Origin of the sequence: Burkholderia sp. MSMB617WGS (assembly GCF_001532025.2) — a bacterium.
GTDB classification, from domain to species: Bacteria; Pseudomonadota; Gammaproteobacteria; order Burkholderiales; family Burkholderiaceae; genus Burkholderia; species Burkholderia savannae.
In genome coordinates this window covers 1883238-1903771 of the sequence record NZ_CP013457.1, presented here as the reverse complement: position 1 = coordinate 1903771, position 20534 = coordinate 1883238, and the positions used below count along the sequence as shown (strand labels likewise).

At 67.5% G+C, this 20534-nt stretch carries 22 protein-coding genes and 3 pseudogenes; 13 read left to right on the top strand and 12 right to left on the bottom strand.

The window, feature by feature from the left end; translation table 11 throughout:
- Positions 1-34 precede the first annotated feature (34 nt).
- The 8 genes from WT60_RS09595 to WT60_RS09560 all read left to right on the top strand — a co-directional run bounded on the left by WT60_RS09595 (position 35) and on the right by WT60_RS09560 (position 7892).
- Entirely contained in the window at positions 35-1741 is a 1707-nt protein-coding gene (locus tag WT60_RS09595) for a glycosyltransferase family 39 protein (RefSeq protein WP_060355853.1), read from the top strand.
- Positions 1742-1759: 18 nt separating this feature from the next.
- Entirely contained in the window at positions 1760-2131 is a 372-nt protein-coding gene (locus tag WT60_RS09590) for an SMR family transporter (RefSeq protein ID WP_038744551.1), read from the top strand.
- A 139-nt stretch (positions 2132-2270) separates the two neighbouring features.
- Complete coding sequence (locus WT60_RS09585) at positions 2271-3422, top strand: DegT/DnrJ/EryC1/StrS aminotransferase family protein (protein ID WP_038744552.1); 1152 nt, start codon at positions 2271-2273, stop codon at positions 3420-3422.
- A 6-nt stretch (positions 3423-3428) separates the two neighbouring features.
- Positions 3429-4436 (top strand): glycosyltransferase, encoded by a 1008-nt coding sequence (locus WT60_RS09580; RefSeq protein ID WP_038744553.1) that lies wholly within the window; start codon positions 3429-3431, stop codon positions 4434-4436.
- Positions 4433-5380, top strand: a complete 948-nt coding sequence (locus tag WT60_RS09575) for a formyltransferase (RefSeq protein WP_060355854.1) — start codon at positions 4433-4435, stop codon at positions 5378-5380. The genes WT60_RS09580 and WT60_RS09575 overlap by 4 nt, the downstream gene beginning before the upstream one ends.
- Positions 5377-6432 (top strand): bifunctional UDP-4-keto-pentose/UDP-xylose synthase, encoded by a 1056-nt coding sequence (locus WT60_RS09570; RefSeq protein WP_052145008.1) that lies wholly within the window; start codon positions 5377-5379, stop codon positions 6430-6432. The genes WT60_RS09575 and WT60_RS09570 overlap by 4 nt, the downstream gene beginning before the upstream one ends.
- 16 nt (positions 6433-6448) lie before the next feature.
- Positions 6449-7345, top strand: coding sequence for a polysaccharide deacetylase family protein (locus tag WT60_RS09565; RefSeq protein ID WP_038744556.1), 897 nt, complete (start codon positions 6449-6451; stop codon positions 7343-7345).
- Between the two features lie 85 nt (positions 7346-7430).
- On the top strand, positions 7431-7892 hold the full coding sequence (locus WT60_RS09560) for a peroxiredoxin (RefSeq protein ID WP_038744558.1): 462 nt from the start codon (positions 7431-7433) through the stop codon (positions 7890-7892).
- 193 nt (positions 7893-8085) lie between these two features.
- Here the strand turns inward: WT60_RS09560 and WT60_RS09555 are convergent, their stop codons facing one another.
- Entirely contained in the window at positions 8086-8340 is a 255-nt protein-coding gene (locus tag WT60_RS09555; RefSeq protein ID WP_100185270.1) for a hypothetical protein, read from the bottom strand.
- Here WT60_RS09555 and WT60_RS09550 point away from each other — a divergent pair.
- Together WT60_RS09550 and WT60_RS09545 are read left to right on the top strand one after the other, a co-directional pair.
- Positions 8224-10020: a PhoH family protein gene (locus WT60_RS09550; protein ID WP_038744560.1), complete on the top strand. Its 1797-nt coding sequence runs from the start codon at positions 8224-8226 to the stop codon at positions 10018-10020. The two genes, WT60_RS09555 and WT60_RS09550, sit on opposite strands and share 117 nt — an antisense overlap.
- A gap of 241 nt (positions 10021-10261) precedes the next feature.
- Complete coding sequence (locus WT60_RS09545) at positions 10262-11500, top strand: C40 family peptidase (RefSeq protein ID WP_059669895.1); 1239 nt, start codon at positions 10262-10264, stop codon at positions 11498-11500.
- A 48-nt stretch (positions 11501-11548) separates the two neighbouring features.
- Here WT60_RS09545 and WT60_RS09540 read toward each other — a convergent pair.
- A pseudogene (locus WT60_RS09540) lies at positions 11549-11868 on the bottom strand (IclR family transcriptional regulator C-terminal domain-containing protein); the annotation flags it as partial.
- Between the two features lie 21 nt (positions 11869-11889).
- On the opposite strand from WT60_RS09540, the pseudogene WT60_RS09535 reads away from it, so the two are divergent.
- A pseudogene (locus tag WT60_RS09535) lies at positions 11890-11982 on the top strand (FAD-dependent oxidoreductase); the annotation flags it as partial.
- 182 nt (positions 11983-12164) lie between these two features.
- On the opposite strand, the gene WT60_RS09530 reads toward WT60_RS09535, so the two are convergent.
- The 10 genes and pseudogenes from WT60_RS09530 to WT60_RS09485 form a co-directional block, all read right to left on the bottom strand.
- Complete coding sequence (locus WT60_RS09530) at positions 12165-13175, bottom strand: inorganic phosphate transporter (protein WP_038744565.1); 1011 nt, start codon at positions 13173-13175, stop codon at positions 12165-12167.
- A 10-nt stretch (positions 13176-13185) separates the two neighbouring features.
- Positions 13186-13812 carry a DUF47 domain-containing protein gene (locus WT60_RS09525; protein WP_038744567.1) on the bottom strand — a complete coding sequence of 209 codons (627 nt, stop codon included), beginning with the start codon at positions 13810-13812 and terminating at the stop codon, positions 13186-13188.
- Positions 13813-13950: 138 nt separating this feature from the next.
- Positions 13951-15333 carry a replicative DNA helicase gene (locus WT60_RS09520; protein ID WP_038744568.1) on the bottom strand — a complete coding sequence of 461 codons (1383 nt, stop codon included), beginning with the start codon at positions 15331-15333 and terminating at the stop codon, positions 13951-13953.
- A gap of 9 nt (positions 15334-15342) precedes the next feature.
- Positions 15343-15485 (bottom strand): annotated as a pseudogene (locus tag WT60_RS35685) (DNA helicase).
- A 7-nt stretch (positions 15486-15492) separates the two neighbouring features.
- Complete coding sequence (gene rplI, locus WT60_RS09510) at positions 15493-15945, bottom strand: 50S ribosomal protein L9 (RefSeq protein ID WP_038744570.1); 453 nt, start codon at positions 15943-15945, stop codon at positions 15493-15495.
- Between the two features lie 27 nt (positions 15946-15972).
- Complete coding sequence (gene rpsR, locus WT60_RS09505) at positions 15973-16248, bottom strand: 30S ribosomal protein S18 (RefSeq protein WP_004193360.1); 276 nt, start codon at positions 16246-16248, stop codon at positions 15973-15975.
- 2 nt (positions 16249-16250) lie between these two features.
- A complete protein-coding gene (gene priB, locus WT60_RS09500) occupies positions 16251-16550 on the bottom strand; it encodes a primosomal replication protein N (protein ID WP_038744571.1) in 300 nt (99 codons plus the stop codon).
- Between the two features lie 37 nt (positions 16551-16587).
- Positions 16588-16962, bottom strand: a complete 375-nt coding sequence (rpsF, locus tag WT60_RS09495) for a 30S ribosomal protein S6 (RefSeq protein WP_006402295.1) — start codon at positions 16960-16962, stop codon at positions 16588-16590.
- Between the two features lie 246 nt (positions 16963-17208).
- Entirely contained in the window at positions 17209-18111 is a 903-nt protein-coding gene (locus WT60_RS09490; RefSeq protein ID WP_060355856.1) for a zf-HC2 domain-containing protein, read from the bottom strand.
- Positions 18101-18817, bottom strand: a complete 717-nt coding sequence (locus WT60_RS09485) for an RNA polymerase sigma factor (protein WP_100185269.1) — start codon at positions 18815-18817, stop codon at positions 18101-18103. The genes WT60_RS09490 and WT60_RS09485 overlap by 11 nt, the downstream gene beginning before the upstream one ends.
- Positions 18818-19050: 233 nt before the next feature.
- On the opposite strand from WT60_RS09485, the gene WT60_RS09480 reads away from it, so the two are divergent.
- Complete coding sequence (locus WT60_RS09480; protein ID WP_038744575.1) at positions 19051-19971, top strand: metallophosphoesterase; 921 nt, start codon at positions 19051-19053, stop codon at positions 19969-19971.
- A 10-nt stretch (positions 19972-19981) separates the two neighbouring features.
- Positions 19982-20407 carry a cupredoxin domain-containing protein gene (locus WT60_RS09475; RefSeq protein WP_038744576.1) on the top strand — a complete coding sequence of 142 codons (426 nt, stop codon included), beginning with the start codon at positions 19982-19984 and terminating at the stop codon, positions 20405-20407.
- The last annotated feature ends 127 nt before the right edge of the window (positions 20408-20534 follow it).

Genomic DNA, 20534 nt, shown 5'->3' with positions numbered 1-20534 from the left:
GCCCGATCGAATCTTACACACTCAATACGAAACCATGAACGATATGCCGACGAGGCTACCGCTCAATCGCGCCGCGCCCATGACGCTCAACCGCGCCGCGCTCCTCCTTCTCGTCGCGGCGCTCGCCGTGATCTGGTTCGCGCCGCTCGGCCTGCGCCATCTGATTCCGAGCGACGAAGGCCGCTATGCGGAAATGGCCCGCGAGATGTTCGCCACGGGCGACTGGATCACGCCGCGCTACAACGGCTACAAGTACTTCGAGAAGCCCCCGCTGCAAACGTGGCTCAACGCGCTCACGTTCGTGTGGTTCGGCGTCGGCGAATGGCAGGCGCGCTTCTACACGGCGCTCGCGAGCTTCGCCGGCGTGCTTTTCGTCGGCTTCACCGGCGCGCGCGTGTTCAACCCGCGCGCGGGCTTGTTCGCCGCGCTCGTGCTCGCGAGCTCGCCGTACTGGAACCTGATGGGCCACTTCAACGCGCTCGACATGGGGCTGTCGCTGTGGATGACGGTCACGCTGTGCTCGCTCCTCCTCGCGCAGCGGCCCGGCATCGGCAAGCGCGCCGAGCGCGGCTGGATGTGGCTCTGCTGGGCGTCGATGGCGCTCGCCGTGCTGTCGAAGGGCTTGATCGGCCTGATCCTGCCGGGCGCCGCGCTCGTCCTCTATACGCTCGCCTCGCGCGACTGGGCGCTCTGGAAGCGCCTCTACATCGTGAGCGGCCTCGTCATCTTCTTCGCGGTCGCGACGCCGTGGTTCGTGCTCGTGCAGTCGCGCAACCCGGAATTCCTCAACTTCTTCTTCATCGTCCAGCAGTTCCGCCGCTACCTGACGCCCGAGCAGAACCGCCCCGGCCCGCTCTACTACTTCGTGCCGGTGCTCATCGTCGGCTTCCTGCCGTGGCTGTCCGTCAGCGTGCAGAGCGTGCGCCACGCGCTGCGCATCCCGCGCCAGCCGAACGGCTTCGCGCCGATGCTCGTGCTCTGCGTCTGGAGCGCGTTCATCTTTCTGTTCTTCAGCGCGTCGCATTCGAAGCTGATCTCGTACGTGCTGCCTGTGGCGCCCGCGCTCGCGCTGATGATCGGCACGTATCTGCCGCTCGTGTCGGGCGAGCGGTTCCGCCGCCATCTGTTCGGATATCTGGTGTTCCTCGTCGCCGCCGCGTTCGGCGCGCTCTTCCTCGCGCGTCTCGGCGACGCGCGCACGCCGAACGCGCAATACCTCGAGTTCCAGAAATGGGTGTACGCGGCGCTCGGCGTCGCGTTCACGCTCACGCTCGTCGCCGTGTGGCTGAACCGCCGCAGCCGTGCGGGCATCGCCGCGGCGGCCGTCGCGTTCGGCGCCGGCTGGCTGCTCCTCGGCACGATCGGCGGCACGGGCCACGACGCGTTCGGCCGCTACAGCTCGGGCGCGCTCCTCGCGCCCGCGATCCGCGCGGAGCTCGCGAAGCTGCCGCCCGACACGCCGTTCTATTCGGTCGAGGCGCTCGACCACACGCTGCCGTTCTACGTCGGCCACACGACGATCATGGTCGAGCGCAAGGACGAGCTCGCGTTCGGCATCTCGGTCGAACCGAACAAGTGGGTGCCGACCGTCGGCGAATGGGAGCAGCGTTGGCGCGCCGATCGCTACGCGCTCGCGCTGATGTCGCCCGATCGCTACAGGCAACTGTCGGAGGCGGGCCTGCCGATGCGCGTCGTCGCGCGCGACAACCGGCGCGTCGTCGTCGAAAAGCCGCAACCCTGATCTCGAGGACGCGAATCGATGAATCCCGTTTCCCTCTTTTGCATCGTCACGGGCGTGATGCTGAACGCCTGCGCGCAGCTGCTGCTGAAGGCCGGCGTGCGCGCCGTTGGACACTTCGAATTCACCCGTGCGAACATTGTGCCGATCGGCTTCAAGATCGCGACCCAATTGCCGATCGTCGGCGGCCTCGGCTGCTACGTGCTCTCCGTGGTGGTGTGGATCGTCGGGCTGTCGCGGGTCGACGTGTCGGTCGCGTATCCGATGCTCTCGCTCGGCTACGTCGTCAACGCGTTCGCCGCGTGGTATCTGTTCGGCGAGGTGCTGTCGGTGCAGCGCCTCGTGGGCATCGGCATCATCCTGATCGGCGTGTTCGTGCTCGCGCGCAGCTGACTCGCCCGCACGCGGCCGATGCGCATGATGCACATCGGGCGCACCGACAAAAAGTGACGCACCCGTTTCGCCAGCCGGTGTTAAATGCGCGTGTCGGGCGGCGCCCGAATCCTTTCACACGACAACGAGCGAAGCTTACATGAGCCAGACTTCCGTTCCTTTCCTGCCGTTCGTCAAACCCGAGATCGACGAGGAAACCATCCAGGGCGTTTCCGACGTGCTGCGCTCCGGCTGGATCACGACCGGCCCGCAGTGCCAGCGCTTCGAGGCCGCGCTGTCCGAATTCTGCGGCGGGCGCCCGGTGCGTGTGTTCAACTCGGGCACGGCGACGCTCGAGATCGGCCTGCGGATCGCGGGCGTAGGCCCCGGCGACGAAGTGATCACGACGCCCGCGTCATGGGTCGCGACGAGCAACGTGATCCTCGAGACGGGCGCGACGCCCGTGTTCGTCGACATCGATCCCGCGACGCGCAACCTCGATCTCGACCTCGTCGAAAAGGCGATCACGCCGCGCACGAAGGCGATCATCCCGGTGTATCTCGCGGGCCTGCCCGTCGACATGGACCGCCTCTACGCGATCGCGCGCGCGCACGCGCTGCGCGTGATCGAGGACGCCGCGCAGGCGCTCGGCTCGACCTGGCGCGGCCAGCGCATCGGCGCGATCGGCGACATCGTGTCGTTCAGCTTCCATCCGAACAAGAACATCACGTCGATCGAAGGCGGCGCGCTCGTGCTCAACGACGAAGCCGAGGCGACGCTCGCGCAGAAGTACCGGCTGCAGGGGATCACGCGCACGGGCCTGGACGGCATGGACTGCGACGTGCTCGGCGGCAAGTACAATCTGACCGACGTCGCCGCGCGCGTCGGCTGGGGCCAGCTCGCGCACCTCGAACGCTTCAACGCGACGCGGCGCACGCTCGCGCGCCGCTACTTCGACGCGTTCGCGGGGGGCGCTGCGCTCGCGCTCGGCGTCGGGCTGCCCGTCGCGGACTTCGAGAACGGCAACTGGCACATGTTCCAGATCACGCTGCCGCTCGAGAAGCTGTCGATCTCGCGCGGCGAGTTCATGGAGCAGTTGAAGCAGCGCGGCATCGGCTCGGGCGTCCACTACCCGGCCATTCATCTTTTCACGCTGTACCGCGCGCGCGGCTTTACGGAGGGCATGTTCCCCCACGCGGAGCGCTTCGGCGCGTCGACCGTCACGCTGCCGCTCTTCACGCAGATGAGCGCAGAGGACGTGCAACGGGTCGTCGACGCCGTCAACCAGATTTGCGAACAATACGGAAAATAAGCGGACATGAGTCACCCTGAAACACGCGCGACGAATCCTGAAGTTTCGATCGTCATCCCCGTGTACAACGAGGAAGCCGGGCTCGCTGCGCTCTTCGCGCGGCTCTACCCGGCGCTCGACGCGCTCGGCACGTCGTACGAAGTGATCCTCGTCAACGACGGCAGCCGCGACCGCTCGGCTGCCCTCCTCGCCGACCAGTTCCGCGTGCGTCCGGACACGACGCGCGTCGTGCTCCTGAACGGCAACTACGGCCAGCACATGGCGATCCTCGCCGGCTTCGAGCAGTCGCGCGGCGACATCGTCATCACGCTCGACGCCGACTTGCAGAACCCGCCCGAGGAAATCGGCAAGCTGATCGCGAAGATGCGCGAGGGCTACGACTACGTCGGCTCGATCCGGCTGCAGCGCCAGGACAGCCTGTTCCGCCGCAAGGCGTCGGCCGCGATGAACCGGCTGCGCGAGCGCATCACGCGCATCAAGATGACCGACCAGGGCTGCATGCTGCGCGCATACGGCCGCCACATCATCGACACGATCAACCGCTGCGGCGAGGTGAACACGTTCATCCCCGCGCTCGCGTACACGTTCGCGCAGAACCCGACCGAGATCGAGGTCGCGCATGAAGAGCGCTTCGCGGGCGAATCGAAATACTCGCTGTACAGCCTCATCCGCCTGAACTTCGATCTCGTGACGGGCTTCTCCGTCGTGCCGCTGCAATGGCTGTCGTTCATCGGCGTGATCCTGTCGCTCGGCTCGGCCGGGCTCTTCGTGCTGCTCGTCGTGCGGCGCTTCATCGTCGGCGCGGAAGTGCAAGGCGTGTTCACGCTCTTCGCGATTACGTTCTTCCTGCTCGGCGTGATCATTTTCGCGCTCGGCCTGCTCGGCGAATACATCGGACGAATCTATCAGCAGGTCCGCGCGCGGCCGCGCTACCTGATCCACACCGTGCTCGAGGCGCGCGACGGCAAGCCCGGCGTCACGCTCGCCGCCGAGCGCCGCGAGGCCGCGCGATGAAACCGCGCGCCGTCGTCTTCGCGTATCACAACGTCGGCGTGCGCTGCCTGCAGGTGCTGCTCGCGCGCGGCGTCGACGTCGCGCTCGTCGTCACGCACGAAGACAATCCGACCGAGAACATCTGGTTCGGCAGCGTCGCGTCGGTCGCGGCCGAGCACGGCATCGCGTGCATCACGCCCGCCGATCCGACGAGCGCCGACGTGCGCGCGGCGGTTGCGAGCGCGAAGCCCGAGTTCATCTTCTCGTTCTATTACCGGCACATGCTGCCCGTCGATCTGCTCGCGCTCGCCGCGCGCGGCGCGTACAACATGCACGGGTCGCTGCTGCCGAAGTACCGCGGCCGCGTGCCGACGAACTGGGCGGTGCTCAACGGCGAGACCGAAACCGGCGCGACGCTGCACGAGATGGCCGCGAAACCCGACGCGGGCGCGATCGTCGGCCAGACCGCCGTGCCGATCCTGCCCGACGACACCGCCGCGCAAGTGTTCGACAAGGTCACGGTCGCGGCCGAGCAGACGCTCTGGCGCGTGCTGCCCGCGCTGATCGCGGGCGAAGCGCCGCACCTGCCGAACGATCTGTCGCAAGGCAGCTACTACGGCGGACGCAAGCCCGAGGACGGCCGCATCGATTGGTCGCAGCCGGCCGCGAACGTGTACAACCTGATCCGCGCGGTCGCGCCGCCGTATCCGGGCGCGTTCACCGATCTCGACGGCGCGCGCTTCGTGATCGCGCGCGCGCGGCGCGCGGCGCCCGGCTCGGCCGCCGCGCGCGCGGCCGTCGATTTGCCGCCGGGCCTGCACGTAAGCGATAATGCGCTGTTCGGCGTTTGCGGCGACAGCCGCGCTGTCTCCATTCTCGAACTGCGCCGGCAGCACGACGGCGGCGAGACCGCGGTTTCCCCGGCGGAATTCGCGCAGTTCACTCATTCTTCCCGTCATTCATGAAAGCTAAAAAAGTCCTGATCCTGGGTGTAAACGGCTTCATCGGCCATCACCTGTCGAAGCGCATTCTTGAAACCACCGATTGGGAAGTGTTCGGCATGGACATGCAGACCGATCGGCTCGGCGATCTCGTCAAGCACGAGCGGATGCATTTCTTCGAAGGCGACATCACGATCAACAAGGAGTGGGTCGAGTATCACGTGAAGAAGTGCGACGTGATCCTGCCGCTCGTCGCGATCGCGACGCCCGCCACCTACGTGAAGCAGCCGCTGCGCGTGTTCGAGCTCGACTTCGAGGCGAACCTGCCGATCGTGCGTTCGGCCGTGAAGTACGGCAAGCACCTCGTGTTTCCGTCGACCTCCGAGGTGTACGGCATGTGCGCGGACGAGCAGTTCGACCCGGACGCGTCCGCCCTCACCTACGGCCCGATCAACAAGCCGCGCTGGATCTACGCATGCTCGAAGCAGCTGATGGACCGCGTGATCTGGGGCTACGGGATGGAAGGCCTGAACTTCACGCTGTTCCGCCCGTTCAACTGGATCGGCCCGGGCCTCGACTCGATCTACACGCCGAAGGAAGGCAGCTCGCGCGTCGTCACGCAGTTCCTCGGCCATATCGTGCGCGGCGAGAACATCAGCCTCGTCGACGGCGGCTCGCAGAAGCGCGCGTTCACGTATGTCGACGACGGCATCAGCGCGCTGATGAAGATCATCGAGAATCCGAACGGCGTCGCCACGGGCAAGATCTACAACATCGGGAATCCGAACAATAACTTCTCGGTGCGCGAACTGGCGAACAAGATGCTCGAGCTCGCGGCGGAATTCCCCGAGTACGCGGATTCGGCCAAGCGCGTGAAGCTCGTCGAGACGACGTCGGGCGCGTACTACGGCAACGGTTATCAAGATGTGCAGAATCGCGTGCCGAAGATCGAGAACACGATGCAGGAACTCGGCTGGGCGCCGCAGTTCACGTTCGACGACGCGCTGCGCCACATCTTCGAGGCGTACCGCGGCCACGTCGCCGACGCGCGCGCGCTCGTCGAGCAGCAGGGCTGAAGAGGGGCACCGCCGCTTGGCTCGCATCGTCCTCAAGATCGACGTCGACACGCTGCGCGGCACGCGCGAAGGCGTGCCGAATCTCGCGCGCATCTTCGATCGCTTCGCCGCGCGCGCGACGTTCCTCTTCAGTCTCGGCCCCGACCACACCGGCTGGGCGATGCGCCGCGTGCTGCGGCCGGGCTTTCTGAAGAAGGTGTCGCGCACGTCGGTCGTCGAGCATTACGGCGTCAAGCAGTTGCTGTACGGCGTGCTGCTGCCCGGCCCCGACATCGGCCGCCGCGCGACGGCCGACATGCGCGCGATCCACGAAGCCGGCTTCGAATGCGGAATCCACACGTGGGATCACGTGTACTGGCAGGACAACGTTCGCCAGCGTCCGCGCGACTGGACCGTACGCGAGATGAACAAGAGCCGCGAGCGCTTCGTCGAGATCTTCGGCGCGCCGCCCGTCACGCACGGCGCGGCGGGCTGGCAAATGAACGACGCGGCGTTCGAGCAGATCGACGCGTGGGGCATGCGCTACGCGTCGGACGGGCGCGGCCACTCGCCGTATCTGCCCGTCGTCGAAGGCAGGACGCTCGCGCACGTGCAGCTGCCGACGACGCTGCCGACGCTCGACGAGATCCTCGGCGTCGACGGCATCGACACCGGCAACGTCGCCGCGCACCTGCTCAAGCACACCGAGCGCAATCCGCACGACCAGGTATTCACGCTGCACGCGGAGCTCGAAGGGCAGAAGCTCGCGCCCGTGTTCGAGCAACTGCTCGCGGGCTGGCGCGCGCAAGGCCACACGTTCGCGACGATGGGCGATTACTACGCGACGCTGGACCGCGCCGCGCTGCCATCGTACCCTGTCGCGTGGGGCGAAATTCCCGGCCGCTCCGGCGAACTGATCGTCCAGCCCGACTGAACGAGACGCCGCTCGCCGGCTTCTCGTCTCGCCTCATCACGCGCGGCCCGCCGTCCGCGCTCGTTCATAACAACAGGAGAAACACGTGTCCGTCGAAGTCGACCGTCAAGTTCCCGATTTCACAGCGCCTGCCACGGGCGGCGAGTTTTCGCTGTCGGGCGTCAAGGGCAAGAAGCTCGTGCTGTACTTCTATCCGAAGGACAACACCCCCGGCTGCACCACCGAGGGCCTGCAGTTCCGCGACCTGTATCCGAAGTTCAAGAAGGCCGGTGCGGAAATCGTCGGCGTGTCGCGCGACAGCCTGCGCTCGCACGAGAACTTCAAGGCGAAGCTCGAACTGCCGTTCCCGCTGATTTCGGACCCCGACGAAACGCTCTGCACGCTGTTCGGCGTCATGAAATTGAAGAAAATGTATGGCAAGGAAGTACGTGGAATCGAGCGCTCGACGTTCGTCATCGACGGCGAAGGCGTGCTGCGTCACGCATGGCGCGGCGTGAAGGTGCCGGGCCACGTCGACGAGGTGCTGAGTGCTGTACAAGCGCTTTGAGGCGCGCTATATTGGGCCGCAATGAATGCCTGTCCGACCCATTTTTCTCGTAGCTGCGCCGGTGGTCGAAACGATGCGTCCACGCATCTGACGCGCAGCACGACGGTTAGAGCCGAGCCGCTTGCCCCTGTTCGGGGGAGCGGCTTTTTTTATGGTTTTCGGGTCGGCCGATCCGCGCCGGCCGTCCAACGCGTCAAGGAGACGATCGAAATCTAGGCGAACCGGCGATTCGAACCCCATGTGCGCCACTGCGCGCAAACTGCACGCGCGAAGCGTCGCAGGATGCGAACGGCGGCGCACGCCTGCGACACGATTCCTCCCGAGGGACACCATGCCTTTGCCTACTCCCCCCAGCAAGCTCGGCAGCCTGCTGCCGCCCGACGAATACAAGGCGAAAGCGCGGCCTGCGAAAGCCGCGAAGCAATCCGCCTCCGGGGGCCCCGCTCACGCGGTAGCGGCCGAATACGGCCCGGCGAACGTAGCCGATCCGATGGTCGTTGCCGCCAACACCGCTGCGCCGCTGCGCGCGGTCGCGCCGGCCGAAGCCGCGAGCGCCGCCGCGCCGCGCGCGCGCAAGACGAAGCAGACGGCCGCGCTGCTGCAGCCGGTGCCCGCGGCCCCCGCCGCGCCGGCGGCACGCTCGCCGAAGGCCGACGCGGCGAGGCCCGCGGCGACCGCGGCCGCCGCGCCGAGCGCGACGGCGAAAGCGCGCGGACGCAAGGCCGCCGAAACCGAGATGCAAAAGCTCTTCGTGCTCGACACGAACGTGCTGATGCACGATCCGAGCAGCCTCTTCCGCTTCGAGGAGCACGACGTCTATCTGCCGATGATGACGCTCGAGGAACTCGACAATCACAAGAAGGGCATGTCGGAAGTCGCGCGCAACGCACGCCAGGTGAGCCGCACGCTCGACGCGCTCGTCGCCGACGCGGGCCCGATCTCGGCCGGCATTGCGCTCGCGCGCCTCGGCAGCCGCGAGGCGCTCGGGCGCCTCTACTTCCAGACGACGCTCACGAGCATCGAGCCCGTCGAGGGCCTGCCGCAAGGCAAGGCCGACAACCAGATCCTCGGCGTCGTGCGAGCGCTGCAGCGCGAGCGGCCGGATCGTCAGGTCGTGCTGGTGTCGAAAGACATCAACATGCGCATCAAGGCGCACGCGCTCGGCCTGCCCGCCGAAGACTACTTCAACGACCAAGTCCTCGAAGACAAGGATCTCCTCTACACCGGCGTGCGCGAACTGGCGCAAGACTTCTGGACGAAGCACGCGAAGGGCATGGAGAGCTGGCAGGATACGAAGACGGGCACCACGTATTACCGCGTGACGGGCCCGCTCGTCGCGTCGATGCTCGTCAACGAGTTCGTCTATCTCGAGCCGCAGAACGGCGAGCCCGCGTTTCACGCGCTCGTGCGCGAGCTGAACGGCAAGACGGCGCTCTTGCAGACGCTGCGCGACTACAGCCACCACAAGAACAACGTGTGGGGCATCACCGCGCGCAACCGCGAGCAGAATTTCGCGCTGAACCTGCTGATGAACCCCGAGATCGACTTCGTCACGCTGCTCGGCCAGGCCGGCACCGGCAAGACGCTCGTCGCGCTCGCGGCGGGCTTGGCGCAGGTGCTCGACGACAAGCGCTACAACGAGATCATCGTCACGCGCGCGACCGTGCCCGTCGGCGAGGACATCGGCTTTCTGCCCGGCACCGAGGAAGAGAAGATGCAGCCGTGGATGGGCGCATTCGACGACAACCTCGAGGTGCTGCAGAAGACCGACGACGCGGCCGGCGAATGGGGCCGCGCGGCGACGCAGGAGCTGATCCGTTCGCGCCTGAAGGTGAAGAGCATGAACTTCATGCGCGGCCGCACGTTCGTCGACAAGTACGTGATCATCGACGAGGCGCAGAACCTGACGCCGAAGCAGATGAAGACGCTCGTCACCCGCGCGGGCCCGGGCACGAAGATCATCTGCCTCGGCAACATCGCGCAGATCGACACGCCATACCTGACGGAAGGCAGCTCGGGCCTTACGTACGTCGTCGACCGCTTCAAGGGCTGGGGGCACAGCGGCCACGTGACGCTCGCGCGCGGCGAGCGCTCGCGGCTTGCCGACTACGCGTCCGACATCCTGTAACCGCACGCCGACCACTGCGCCGAGCGGCGCTCGGCACGAAGCGGCGCCTGATTCGTCAGGCGCCGCTTTTTCATTTCGGGGGTCGAATCATCTGCGAGCGAACGTCCGTCTCGAACAACATTTACACGCGCAACTTCAAGTGATTTCTCAAGAATTCTTGCGAAAGCCCCGCTGGACGCACTACTATCGCGATTAACCGTTGTCATACGATTGGCGAGCGCAGCGCGCTCGCCCGCCTCTCATGTTGCGTCTTTCGCTGTCCGTTCTCGTGATCTCGCTGCTCGCGGCCTGCTCGAGCGCGCCGCAAAAATCGGCGCGCTCGTCGTCCGGCATGGCGATCACCACACCGCGCGCGTACGCGCCGCCGCGCGGCTTCCCGAATTTCGTCGACCACAGCGTCGGCCGCGAGGAAATCTCGATCCAGGCGATGAGCCTCGTCGGCGTCCCGTACCGCTGGGGCGGCAACACGCCCGACAGCGGCTTCGACTGCAGCGGCCTCGTGCGCTACGTCGTCGACCGCGCGGCGAGCGTCAACCTGCCCCGCACGACGGCCGACATGAGCTCGGCCGGCGAATCGATCGAGCCGGACGGCATCGCGCCCGGCGATCTGATCTTCTTCAACACGTCGGGCCGGCCGCATTCGCACGTCGGCATCTACGTCGGCAAGCTGCGCTTCGTGAACGCGCCGTCGACGGGCGGCACCGTGCGGCTCGATTACTTGACGAATCCGTATTGGGCGAAACGCTTCGACGGCATCCGGCGCGTCGCCGCGCCGAAAGCCAAGCCGGCGCCGTTCGATGCGCCGACCTACCAGGCGAGCCGGCAGCCGGACGCCGCGCCGCGTGCGGCAGCGGAGGCTCAGCCGGCCTACGCGGCCGCGCAACCGGCCGCGCGGGCAGCGGCGCCGAGCGCGTCGCCCGCTTACGCGGCGAACGCGGCCGCGCAGCCCTCGGCGCGCAACGCCTCTTCCGGCGCCGCGCCCATCTATGCGGCGACGGCGAATGCATCCTCGCAGAACGCCGCGCCCGCAATCGCGCCCGCGCCCGCGCCCGCCGCATCGGGCTTCTTGCCGGCGCGCGCAGCGCCTGCCGCAACCGCATCCGCCGATCCGTACGAGCCGCCGCCGCCCGCGATATCCGCCGCGCAGCGGCAGGCGCAGGCCGCGGGCGCGACATCGCCCGCGATCGCCTCGGCCGACGCGGGCGCAGCGCCGGTATCCGCCGCGCCGCCGGTTGCGCCGCCCGCGGCCGGCGGCGCGGCGACCGTCGCCGGCACGCCGCCGCCCGATCCGATCGACGCCGCCGCGGACGCGTTCGAGCCGCCGCCGCCAACCGCGCGCGCGGCGGCCCGCCAGGCGCAGCTCGCCGCTCCCGGCAACGTGCAGATCCTGCGCGCGTCGACGGCGCCCGGTGCCGCAAGCGTCGCGCCGGCCGGCACGAGCGACGATCCGATCGCGCGCTTCGCGAACGGCGGCTACTGAGACAAGCCGCTCCTGGCCAACCGGGCGGCCGCGCCCGCCGGCCCATGCGAGCGTCCGAATCGAATTCGAAATCCCCCGCGCGCAGTCGATCACCGCGGGCGCGAGCCGCTGTTCGGCGTCGGCGAGCGTCCAGCGGCGCGACGACGTGCACCGACGCGACCGGCCGCCGCTCGCCGTCGAGCACGGGCGCCGCGATCGTCATGTCGCCGATGAACAGCTCCTCGCGATTCGACGCATAGCCGTTGCGCCGCGCGTCGCCGAGCAGCGCCTCGATCGCGCCCACGTCGGCGATCGTGTATTGCGTGCGCGCGACCGCGCGCGCTCGCCTCGAGCAGCGCATGCGCGTCGCCCTCGGGCAACGCGCTCAGCGCGCGCTGCCGTTCGCCGCGACGCCCGTCAGGCCGATTCCGCTGCATGCGCTGCAGCGCCTGTACATCAGCGCGGGCGTCGCGCGGTACGCGCTGCTCGATGCGCTGTCGTAACGGCGTCGATCGCGCGGCCCGCTCGCGAAACGCGCGCCAAAGACAATGCGCCGCAGCCTTCCGGCATGCGGCGCATTGTCGTTCTCGGCGAATCTCGGGAAATCTCGACGAAGCTCGGCGAAGCTCGGCGAATTTCGTCGACAATTTCGTCGACAATCCGCGCGGCCGGCGGGGTCAGGACGTCAGAACACGCGGTGCCCGATCCACCACCCGGCCGCCGCGATCAGCGCCGACGCGGGAATGGTCAGCACCCACGCCCATACGATGTTGCCGGCGACGCCCCAGCGCACGGCCGACAGCTTGCGCGTCGCGCCGACGCCGACGATCGCGCCCGTGATCGTGTGCGTGGTCGATACCGGAATGCCCATCCACGACGCGACGAACAGCGTCACCGCGCCGCCCGTCTCCGCGCAGAAGCCGCCGACCGGCTTGAGCTTCGTGATCTTCTGGCCCATCGTGCGGACGATCCGCCAGCCGCCGAACAGCGTGCCGAGGCCCATCGACAGGTAGCACGCGCCGATCACCCACACGGGCGGCGCATCGGCCGCGACCGATGCGTAGCCGGACGCGATCAGCAGCATCCAGATGATGCCGATCGTCTTCTGCGCGTCGTTGCCGCCGTGGCCGAGGCTGTAGAGGCTCGCGGACAACAGCTGCAGCCGCCTGAAGCGCCGGTCGACCTTGCTCGGCGCGGTCCTGAAGTACAGCCACGACACGCCGAGCATGAACAGCGAGCCGAGGAGGAAGCCCAAGAGCGGCGAGATGAAGATGAACGCGACGGTTTTCATCAGCCCGTCGACGTTGAGCGATCCCCAGCCCGACTTCGACACCGCGGCGCCGACGAGCCCGCCGATCAGCGCGTGCGACGAGCTCGACGGAATCCCGTAGTACCACGTAATGACGTTCCAGCCGATCGCGCCGAAGAGCGCGCCGAACACGACGTAGTGATCGACGATGCTCGCGTCGATCGTGCCCTTGCCGACGGTCTGCGCGACCTTCAGATGGAAGATGAAATACGCGATGACGTTGAATGCCGCCGCGAACACCACGGCCTGCTGGGGCTTGAGCACCCCGGTCGACACGACGGTCGCGATCGAGTTCGCGGCGTCGTGGAAGCCGTTCATGAAATCGAACACGAGTGCGACGAGCACGAGCGCCGCGACGGCCCACAAGGCGAGTTGTATCGAATGCATCGTGGTCCGCTCAGGCGTTTTCCAGCACGATGCCTTCGATGATGTTCGCGACATCCTCGCACTTGTCGGTGATCTCCTCGAGCAGCTCGTAGATCGCCTTCAGCTTGATGAGCGTCTTGACGTCGTCCTCCTCGCGGAAGAGCTTCGACATCGCCGCGCGCAGCACGCGGTCCGCCTCCGACTCCCAGCGGTCGATCTCCTCGCACGCCTTCAGGATCTGGTTCGATTGCTTCATGTCCGACAGCAGCGCGACGGCCGCCTGCACGTGCTGCGCCGACTGCGTGACGATGTGCGCGAGCTGGCTCGCCTCCGACGTGACCGAGCGCACGTCATACAGCGACACGGCGGTCGCGACGTCCTCCATCAGGTCGAGGATGTCGTCCATCGTGGTGATCAGCTTGTGGATTTCGTCGCGGTCGAGCGGCGTGATGAACGTCTTGTGCAGCAGATCGATCGCTTCGTGCGTCAGCTTGTCGGCCGCCTTCTCGGCCGATTGCACGTTCTGCTTGTGAATCTCGGCGTCCGCGAGATTGTCGATCAGAAGTTCGAGCTCGCGTCCGCCAGAGACGATGTAATTCGCGTGCGCGTTGAAGATTTCGAAGAACTTGCCCTCGGTGGGCATGAATCGACCGAACATGGGATTCCTGAAAAATGGTCAAACGGCGGTCACAAAAACCGGCGACATTGTACTGTTTAACAGTTGCCAGCCAAGCGCCCGAATGCGACGGCGGCGACGAGATACAACGTTTTGCGAAATAGGGGTTTACATCCGGCGCTACTCGCCGTAGAAGTTTTGCGCCCCTGCAAAATTGTCGAATTTCGTGTATTGACCCAGGAACGTGAGCCGAACAGGGCCGATCGGGCCGTTACGCTGCTTACCGATGATGATCTCGGCGGTGCCCTTGTCGGGGCTGTCCGGGTTGTACACTTCGTCGCGATAGATGAACAGGATCACGTCGGCGTCCTGCTCGATTGCGCCCGATTCCCGCAAGTCCGACATCACCGGCCGCTTGTTCGGCCGCTGCTCGAGGCCGCGATTGAGCTGCGACAGCGCGATCACCGGCACGTCGAGCTCTTTCGCGAGGCTCTTCAGCGAACGGGAGATTTCCGAGATTTCAGTCGCGCGGTTCTCGCCCTGCGACGAGCCCGTCATCAGCTGCAGGTAGTCGACGATGATGAGCCCGAGCTTGCCGCACTGGCGCGCGAGACGCCGCGCGCGCGAGCGCAGCTCCATCGGATTCAGGCCGCCCGACTCGTCGATGAAGAGCTGCGCCTCGCTCATCTTCTGCACCGCGTGCGTGAGCTTCGGCCAATCCTCGTCGGTCAGGCGCCCGGTCCGCATCCGGTGCTGGTCGAGCCGGCCGACCGAGCCGAGCATCCGCATCACGAGCTGCGTGCCCGGCATTTCCATCGAGAACACCGCGACGGGCAAACCGTACTCGACGGCGACGTATTCGCCGATGTTCATCGAAAACGCCGTCTTACCCATCGACGGGCGGCCGGCGACGATGATCAGCTCGCCGCCGTGCATGCCGGACGTCATCCGGTCCAGATCGACGAAGCCCGTCGGCGTGCCCGTCACGTCGCTCGGATTCGCCGTGTGATAAAGGGTGTCGATCCGCTCGACGACCTGCGTGAGAAGCGGCCCGATCTCGAGGAAGCCCTGCGTGCCGCGCGCGCCGTCCTCGGCGATCGAGAACACCTTCGATTCGGCCTCGTCGAGCAGCTGGCGGACTTCCTTGCCCTGCGGATTGAACGCGTCGGCCGAGATTTCGTCGGCGACCGACACGAGCCGGCGCAGCACCGCGCGATCGCGGACGATTTCGGCGTAGCGGCGGATGTTCGCGGCGCTCGGCGTGTTCTGCGCGAGCGCGTTCAGGTACGCGAGCCCGCCCACGTCCTCCGCCTTGCCCGATGTCGTGAGCGCCTCGTAGACGGTGACGACGTCGGCCGGGCGCGTCGCCGCGATGAGCCGGCCGATGTGCTCGAAGATGATGCGGTGGTCGTACCGGTAGAAATCGCCCTGCGACAGGAAGTCGGCGATCCGGTCCCAGGCGCCGTTGTCGAGCAGCAGGCCGCCCAGCACGGACTGCTCGGCCTCGATCGAGTGAGGCGGGACTTTCAGCGATTCGATTTGGGGGTCTTTCGGCGCATTCATGGCTTCGGATTATCGCGAAATGGGCGCGGCTTCGCCAGCCGGCGTCGAAGACGCCGAGAAACAGACGCCGAGAAACGAAAAAAGGCAGGAACCGGTTGCCCGGGCCCCTGCCCTTCATGTCGGGCGACGTGCGCCGCCCGCATAGACTGCATGTCGTGCTTACGCGTGGTCGCCGATCACGTTGATCGTGACGTCGACGACGACGTCGGTGTGCAGCGCAACTTGCACGCCGTGCTCGCCGATCATCTTCAGCGGGCCTTCCGGCATGCGCACTTGCGCCTTCTCGACGTCGTAGCCGGCCTTCTTCAGCAGTTCGGCGACGTCGCCGTTCGTCACCGAGCCGAACAGACGGCCGTCGACGCCCGACTTCTGCGTGATCTGGAACGACTGACCGCCCAGCTTTTCGCCGACCGCTTGCGCGGCGGCCAGCTTCTCGGCGGCGACCTTTTCGAGTTCCGCGCGGCGGACTTCGAATTCAGCGATCGCGTCCTTCGTCGCGCGGCGCGCCTTGCGGTTCGGGATCAGGAAGTTGCGAGCGTAACCGTCCTTGACCTTGACGATATCGCCGAGGTTGCCCAGATTGGCGACTTTTTCCAACAGAATGATTTGCATTCGAATTCTCCTTATTGCGTCGCCTGATTACGCCTTGTGCTGATCGGTGTACGGCAGCAGCGCGAGGAAACGCGCGCGCTTGATCGCCGTGTCGAGCTGGCGCTGATAGTGGGCCTTCGTGCCCGTCAGGCGCGCCGGCGTGATCTTGCCGTTCTCGCCGATGAAGTCCTTCAGCGTTTCCGTGTCCTTGTAGTCGATCTGCTCGACGCCGGCTGCCGTGAAGCGGCAGAACTTCTTACGCTTGAAGAGCGGGTTTTGTTGCTGACGACGCTTGTCGAATTTCTTACCAGTGGGGCGGGCCATGTTCAGTCCTTTCCAATGTCCTGCAATGCTGTGATGTGAAACACCAGGGTTCTCGCGTTGCGGCTCTTCTTCGCCAGGAAGCCGGTGAAGAGCGTCTCGACGCCCATCTCGCAGCCTTCCAGCTTGCCGCTCGCCTCGCCTGCCGCCACGGCCGGGATCGTCAATTCGACCTGCCGGGCGATGCCTGCTTCGACGACTTCGGCGCGATGCTGCAACGTGGCGCTTGCGATCGGAACGCCGGCGGGGGTGTACCGCACCGGTTCACGCTCGACGACGCTCGCCGTCAATTGCAGCCTGTTCACGAAAGCGCCGCGCTCCTTTCCCTGATGGCTTGATGCGTTAAGCCTGCGCTTCGGTCGGCTGAGCGGCAGCCGCCTTCTTGGCTTCTTCGCGCTGAACTTCCTTCATCATCGGCGACGGGCCGGTTTCGGCCTTCTTCATCTTGACGATGAGGTGGCGCAGCACGGCGTCGTTGAACTTGAACGCGTGTTCGAGTTCGTCGAGCGTCGTCTGGTCGCACTCGATGTTCATGCAGACGTAGTGAGCCTTCGCGAGTTTCTCGATCATGTAGGCCAGTTGGCGGCGGCCCCAGTCTTCGACGCGGTGGATCTGACCGCCGTGCGACGTGATCGTGGTCTTGTAACGCTCGATCATCGCGGGCACTTGCTCGCTCTGATCGGGGTGCACGATGAAGACGATTTCGTAATGACGCATACACACTCCTTGTGGATAGAAGCCACCCGGGCGTCTGAACCGGTGTGGCAAGTGAGAAGCCGGAGAGTTTAACCCGGATATGGGTCGCATGCAAGGTTCATGCATGCGCCGCCGCGCGATTCGGCCGTGTTTTCAACGACTTGAGCGGCCAAGCTGCTCGGCGCACGCGCGGCGTCGATGCGCCGACGCAACGGCCGGTGCGGGAGCAGCCGTCGCGGTGATGGGGTCGCATCTCCTCAGGCGCCGTCACTCGGTTCGCGGCGCGGCGACGCGCGCGCTCAGCGCCGTCCTGAACGCCGCGAGCGCGGACGGCTCCGCGTCGCTCACCGCCCACCACGTCATGCCGGCCGCGTTCCAGCGGTCGAGCGCGTAACCCTGCGACTCGGTCGCGTACGTCGCCGCCCCGCCCTCGCCCGACGGCCGCACGTAGACGTCGATCACGTGCTGCCGGTAGCGGTAGACGAGCACCGCGACGCGGCGCTGCCCGACATAGTCGAGCCGGCCGCCCGCGAGCGCGAAACCGCTCGCGCTCAGATCGACGACGGGCGGCGCATAGTCGAGGCGGCCGTTGAACCACGGCTTGACCGTATGGCGGTCGGTCGAGATCACGTCGATGTCCCGCGACGACAGGCCGGCCCGCACGTGGCTCGCGACGATTTCGTCGACGGTGCGCTCCGTCGCCGCGCGACGCGCGTCGAGCGCGAGGCCGGCCGCCGCGGCAAGCGCGATCGCCAATGCGACGCCCCAGCCGAGGCCGGGCAGCGTCGCGGCGCGCGGCCGCGGCCGGCCGATCGCCGGGCCGGCGGGCATGCCGTGCGGGCCCGGTCGCGCGAACCAGCGATGCGCGCCCGGGCCGCGCGGGCTGCCGCCGGGCGTCGGCAGGTCCGCGACGGGCGCCTCCGCTGCCGGCGCGCGTGCAACGGGCGCCTGCGCCATCGGCAATCCCGCGACGATGCGCTCGCGCAGCGCGTCCGACGCGCGATGATATTGCGCCTGCCGCACGATCCGGCGAAGCGCGACGAGCCGATCGCGCTCGAGACGGCACGCCCCGCAGCCGCCCACGTGCTGCTCGAGCCGCCACGCATCGGATGCGCAAAGCTCGCGATCGACGTCCGCGCCGAGCAGCGCACGCGTTTCGTTACAGTCCATCGATGGCCTCCGATGCCGTTCCGGACGTCGGCGCACCGCCCGCGCCATTACCCTCGCCATTCGCCGCGCGATCGCCCGGGCGCGCCTGCGCGCCGGCCGCGCGCGGCGCGGACGCATCGCGCGCGCCGCCGCCGAGCGTCGCCGCCAGCCGCCGCCGCGCCCGCGCGAGCCGCGACATCACGGTGCCGATCGGCACGTCCGCGATCGCCGCGATCTCGCGATAGCTCAGATCCTCCATTTCGCGCAGCACGAGCACCTCGCGATACTCGGGCGGCAGTTTCGCGAGCGCGGCGTTCACGCGGTGCGCGTCCTCGCTGCGCACGAGGAGCGCGAGCGGATCTTCGGCCGCGGGATGCCAATCGTCCGGCGAATCGGCGGCGTCGAGCCCGTCGAGCGCGGCGACTTCGTGCGCGTTCACCCGCCGCCGCCATTCGGTGTACCAGGCGTGGCGCACGATCGTCAGCAGCCACGGCCGCGCGTTGTCGCCGCGGCACGAATCGAGAAAGCGCAACGCGCGCATGCACGCCTCCTGCACGACGTCCTCCGCGTCGCTCGCGTTGCCGCACAGCCAGCGCGCGAGGTTGTACGCGGCGTCCAGATGCGGCAGCGCGAGCGCGCGAAACCGCTCGCTGCGCGCCGCCGCGTCGCCCACATCGTCCGCGTCGCCCGCGTCGCGCTTGTCGCTCGCATCGCGCTCGTCGACCATCCGGCCGAATTGACCCACGTCGCCTCCCCGGGATGCGCGGCCCGCCCGCCGGCCGCTCGCGTCCGGCGCACGCCGCCGACGACGACGGCACGCACGCGGCTCTAGCATCGTTACCGCCCACCGATCCAGTTTATTCCCGCGATTCGCGCCCGGAGACGAAAAATAATCCGGGAATATTCGTGGCGCGGCCGCGGTATCGCATGCACCACACCCTCATCTGCGAAGGAGCCGCCATGCCGAATCCCACCCTGTCCCTGAAGCGGCGCGATTTCCTGCGCCTCGCCGCCTGCGGAGGCGGCGTCGCGTTCGCGTCCGCGCTGCCCGGCTGGAGCCTCGCCGCGAACGCCGGCGCCGATTTCTTCTTCGTCCAGCTCTCCGATGCGCACTGGGGCTTCACCGGCCCCGCGATCAACCCGGACGCGCGCGGCACGCTGCCGAAGGCGATCGAAGCCGTCAACGCGCTGCCCGTCGCGCCCGACTTCGTGATGTTCACGGGCGACCTCACTCACACGACCGACGACCCAGCCGAGCGCCGCGAGCGGATGCGGCAGTTCCAAGCGATCGTCGCGCAGCTCAAGGTGAAACCGCTCCACCTGATGCCGGGCGAGCACGACGCGAGCCTCGACGGCGGCGCCGCGTACCGCGAGATCTTCGGCGACACGCATTACGCGTTCGATCACAAGGGCGTGCATTTCGTCGTCGTCGACAACGTGTCGGACCCCGCCGGCCGCGTCGGCGACGCGCAGATCGAATGGCTCGCGCAGGATCTCGCGCGGCAGCCGAAAGACGCGCGCATCGTCGTGTTCACGCACCGGCCGCTCTTCGAGCTCGCGCCGCAATGGGACTGGGCGACGCGCGACGGCGCGAAGGTCGTCGACGTGCTGATGCCCTATCCGAACGTCACCGTGTTCTACGGGCACATCCATCAGGAGCATCACGCGATGACGGGCCACATCGCGCACCACGCGGCGCGCTCGCTGATGTTCCCGCTGCCCGCGGCCGGCTCGCAGGACAAGCGCCTGCCGGTGCCGTGGGATGCCGCCGCGCCGTATCGCGGGCTCGGCTGGCGCGAAGTGCGCGTCGGCGACGCGACGCACACGCCCGTGCTGACCGAAATGCCCGTCGTCGCGCAACAACCGCAACCGACCGTCTGAGGAGACTGCGATGCGCCATTTTTTCTTCGATCCGCGTGCGCTTCGCGGCCGGGCACGGGCAACGGCGCCGGTCGCGGCGCGCCGCCGCTGGCTCGTCGCCGCGGGCGGCGCGGCGCTTGCCGCGCTCGCGGGCGTCGACGCGTCGCGCTTGCGCGCCGCCGAGCCGCGCGTGATCAAGGTTCACGCGCGGCGCTTCGTGTTCACGCCGGACCGGATCGCGCTTGCGCCGCACGAATCGGTCGTGTTCGAGCTGACCGCGCAGGACACCGTGATGGGCTTCTCGATTCCGCAATACGGCGTGCGTGCGGACGTGCCGCCGGGCGCGGTCGTGCATCTTGCCGCGCAGGCGGGCGGCCCGGGCACGGTCCAGTTCCTGTGCGACATCTTCTGCGGCTCCGGGCACGAGACGATGAACGGCGTGCTCGTCGTCGGGTAGCGCGAAGGTTGGCCGATTGATCGGCCGGCGGACTGGCGGACTGGCGGACTGGCGGACTGGCGGACTGGCGGACTGGCGGACTGGCGGACTGGCGGACTGGCGGACTGGCGGACTGGCGCCGCGCGCG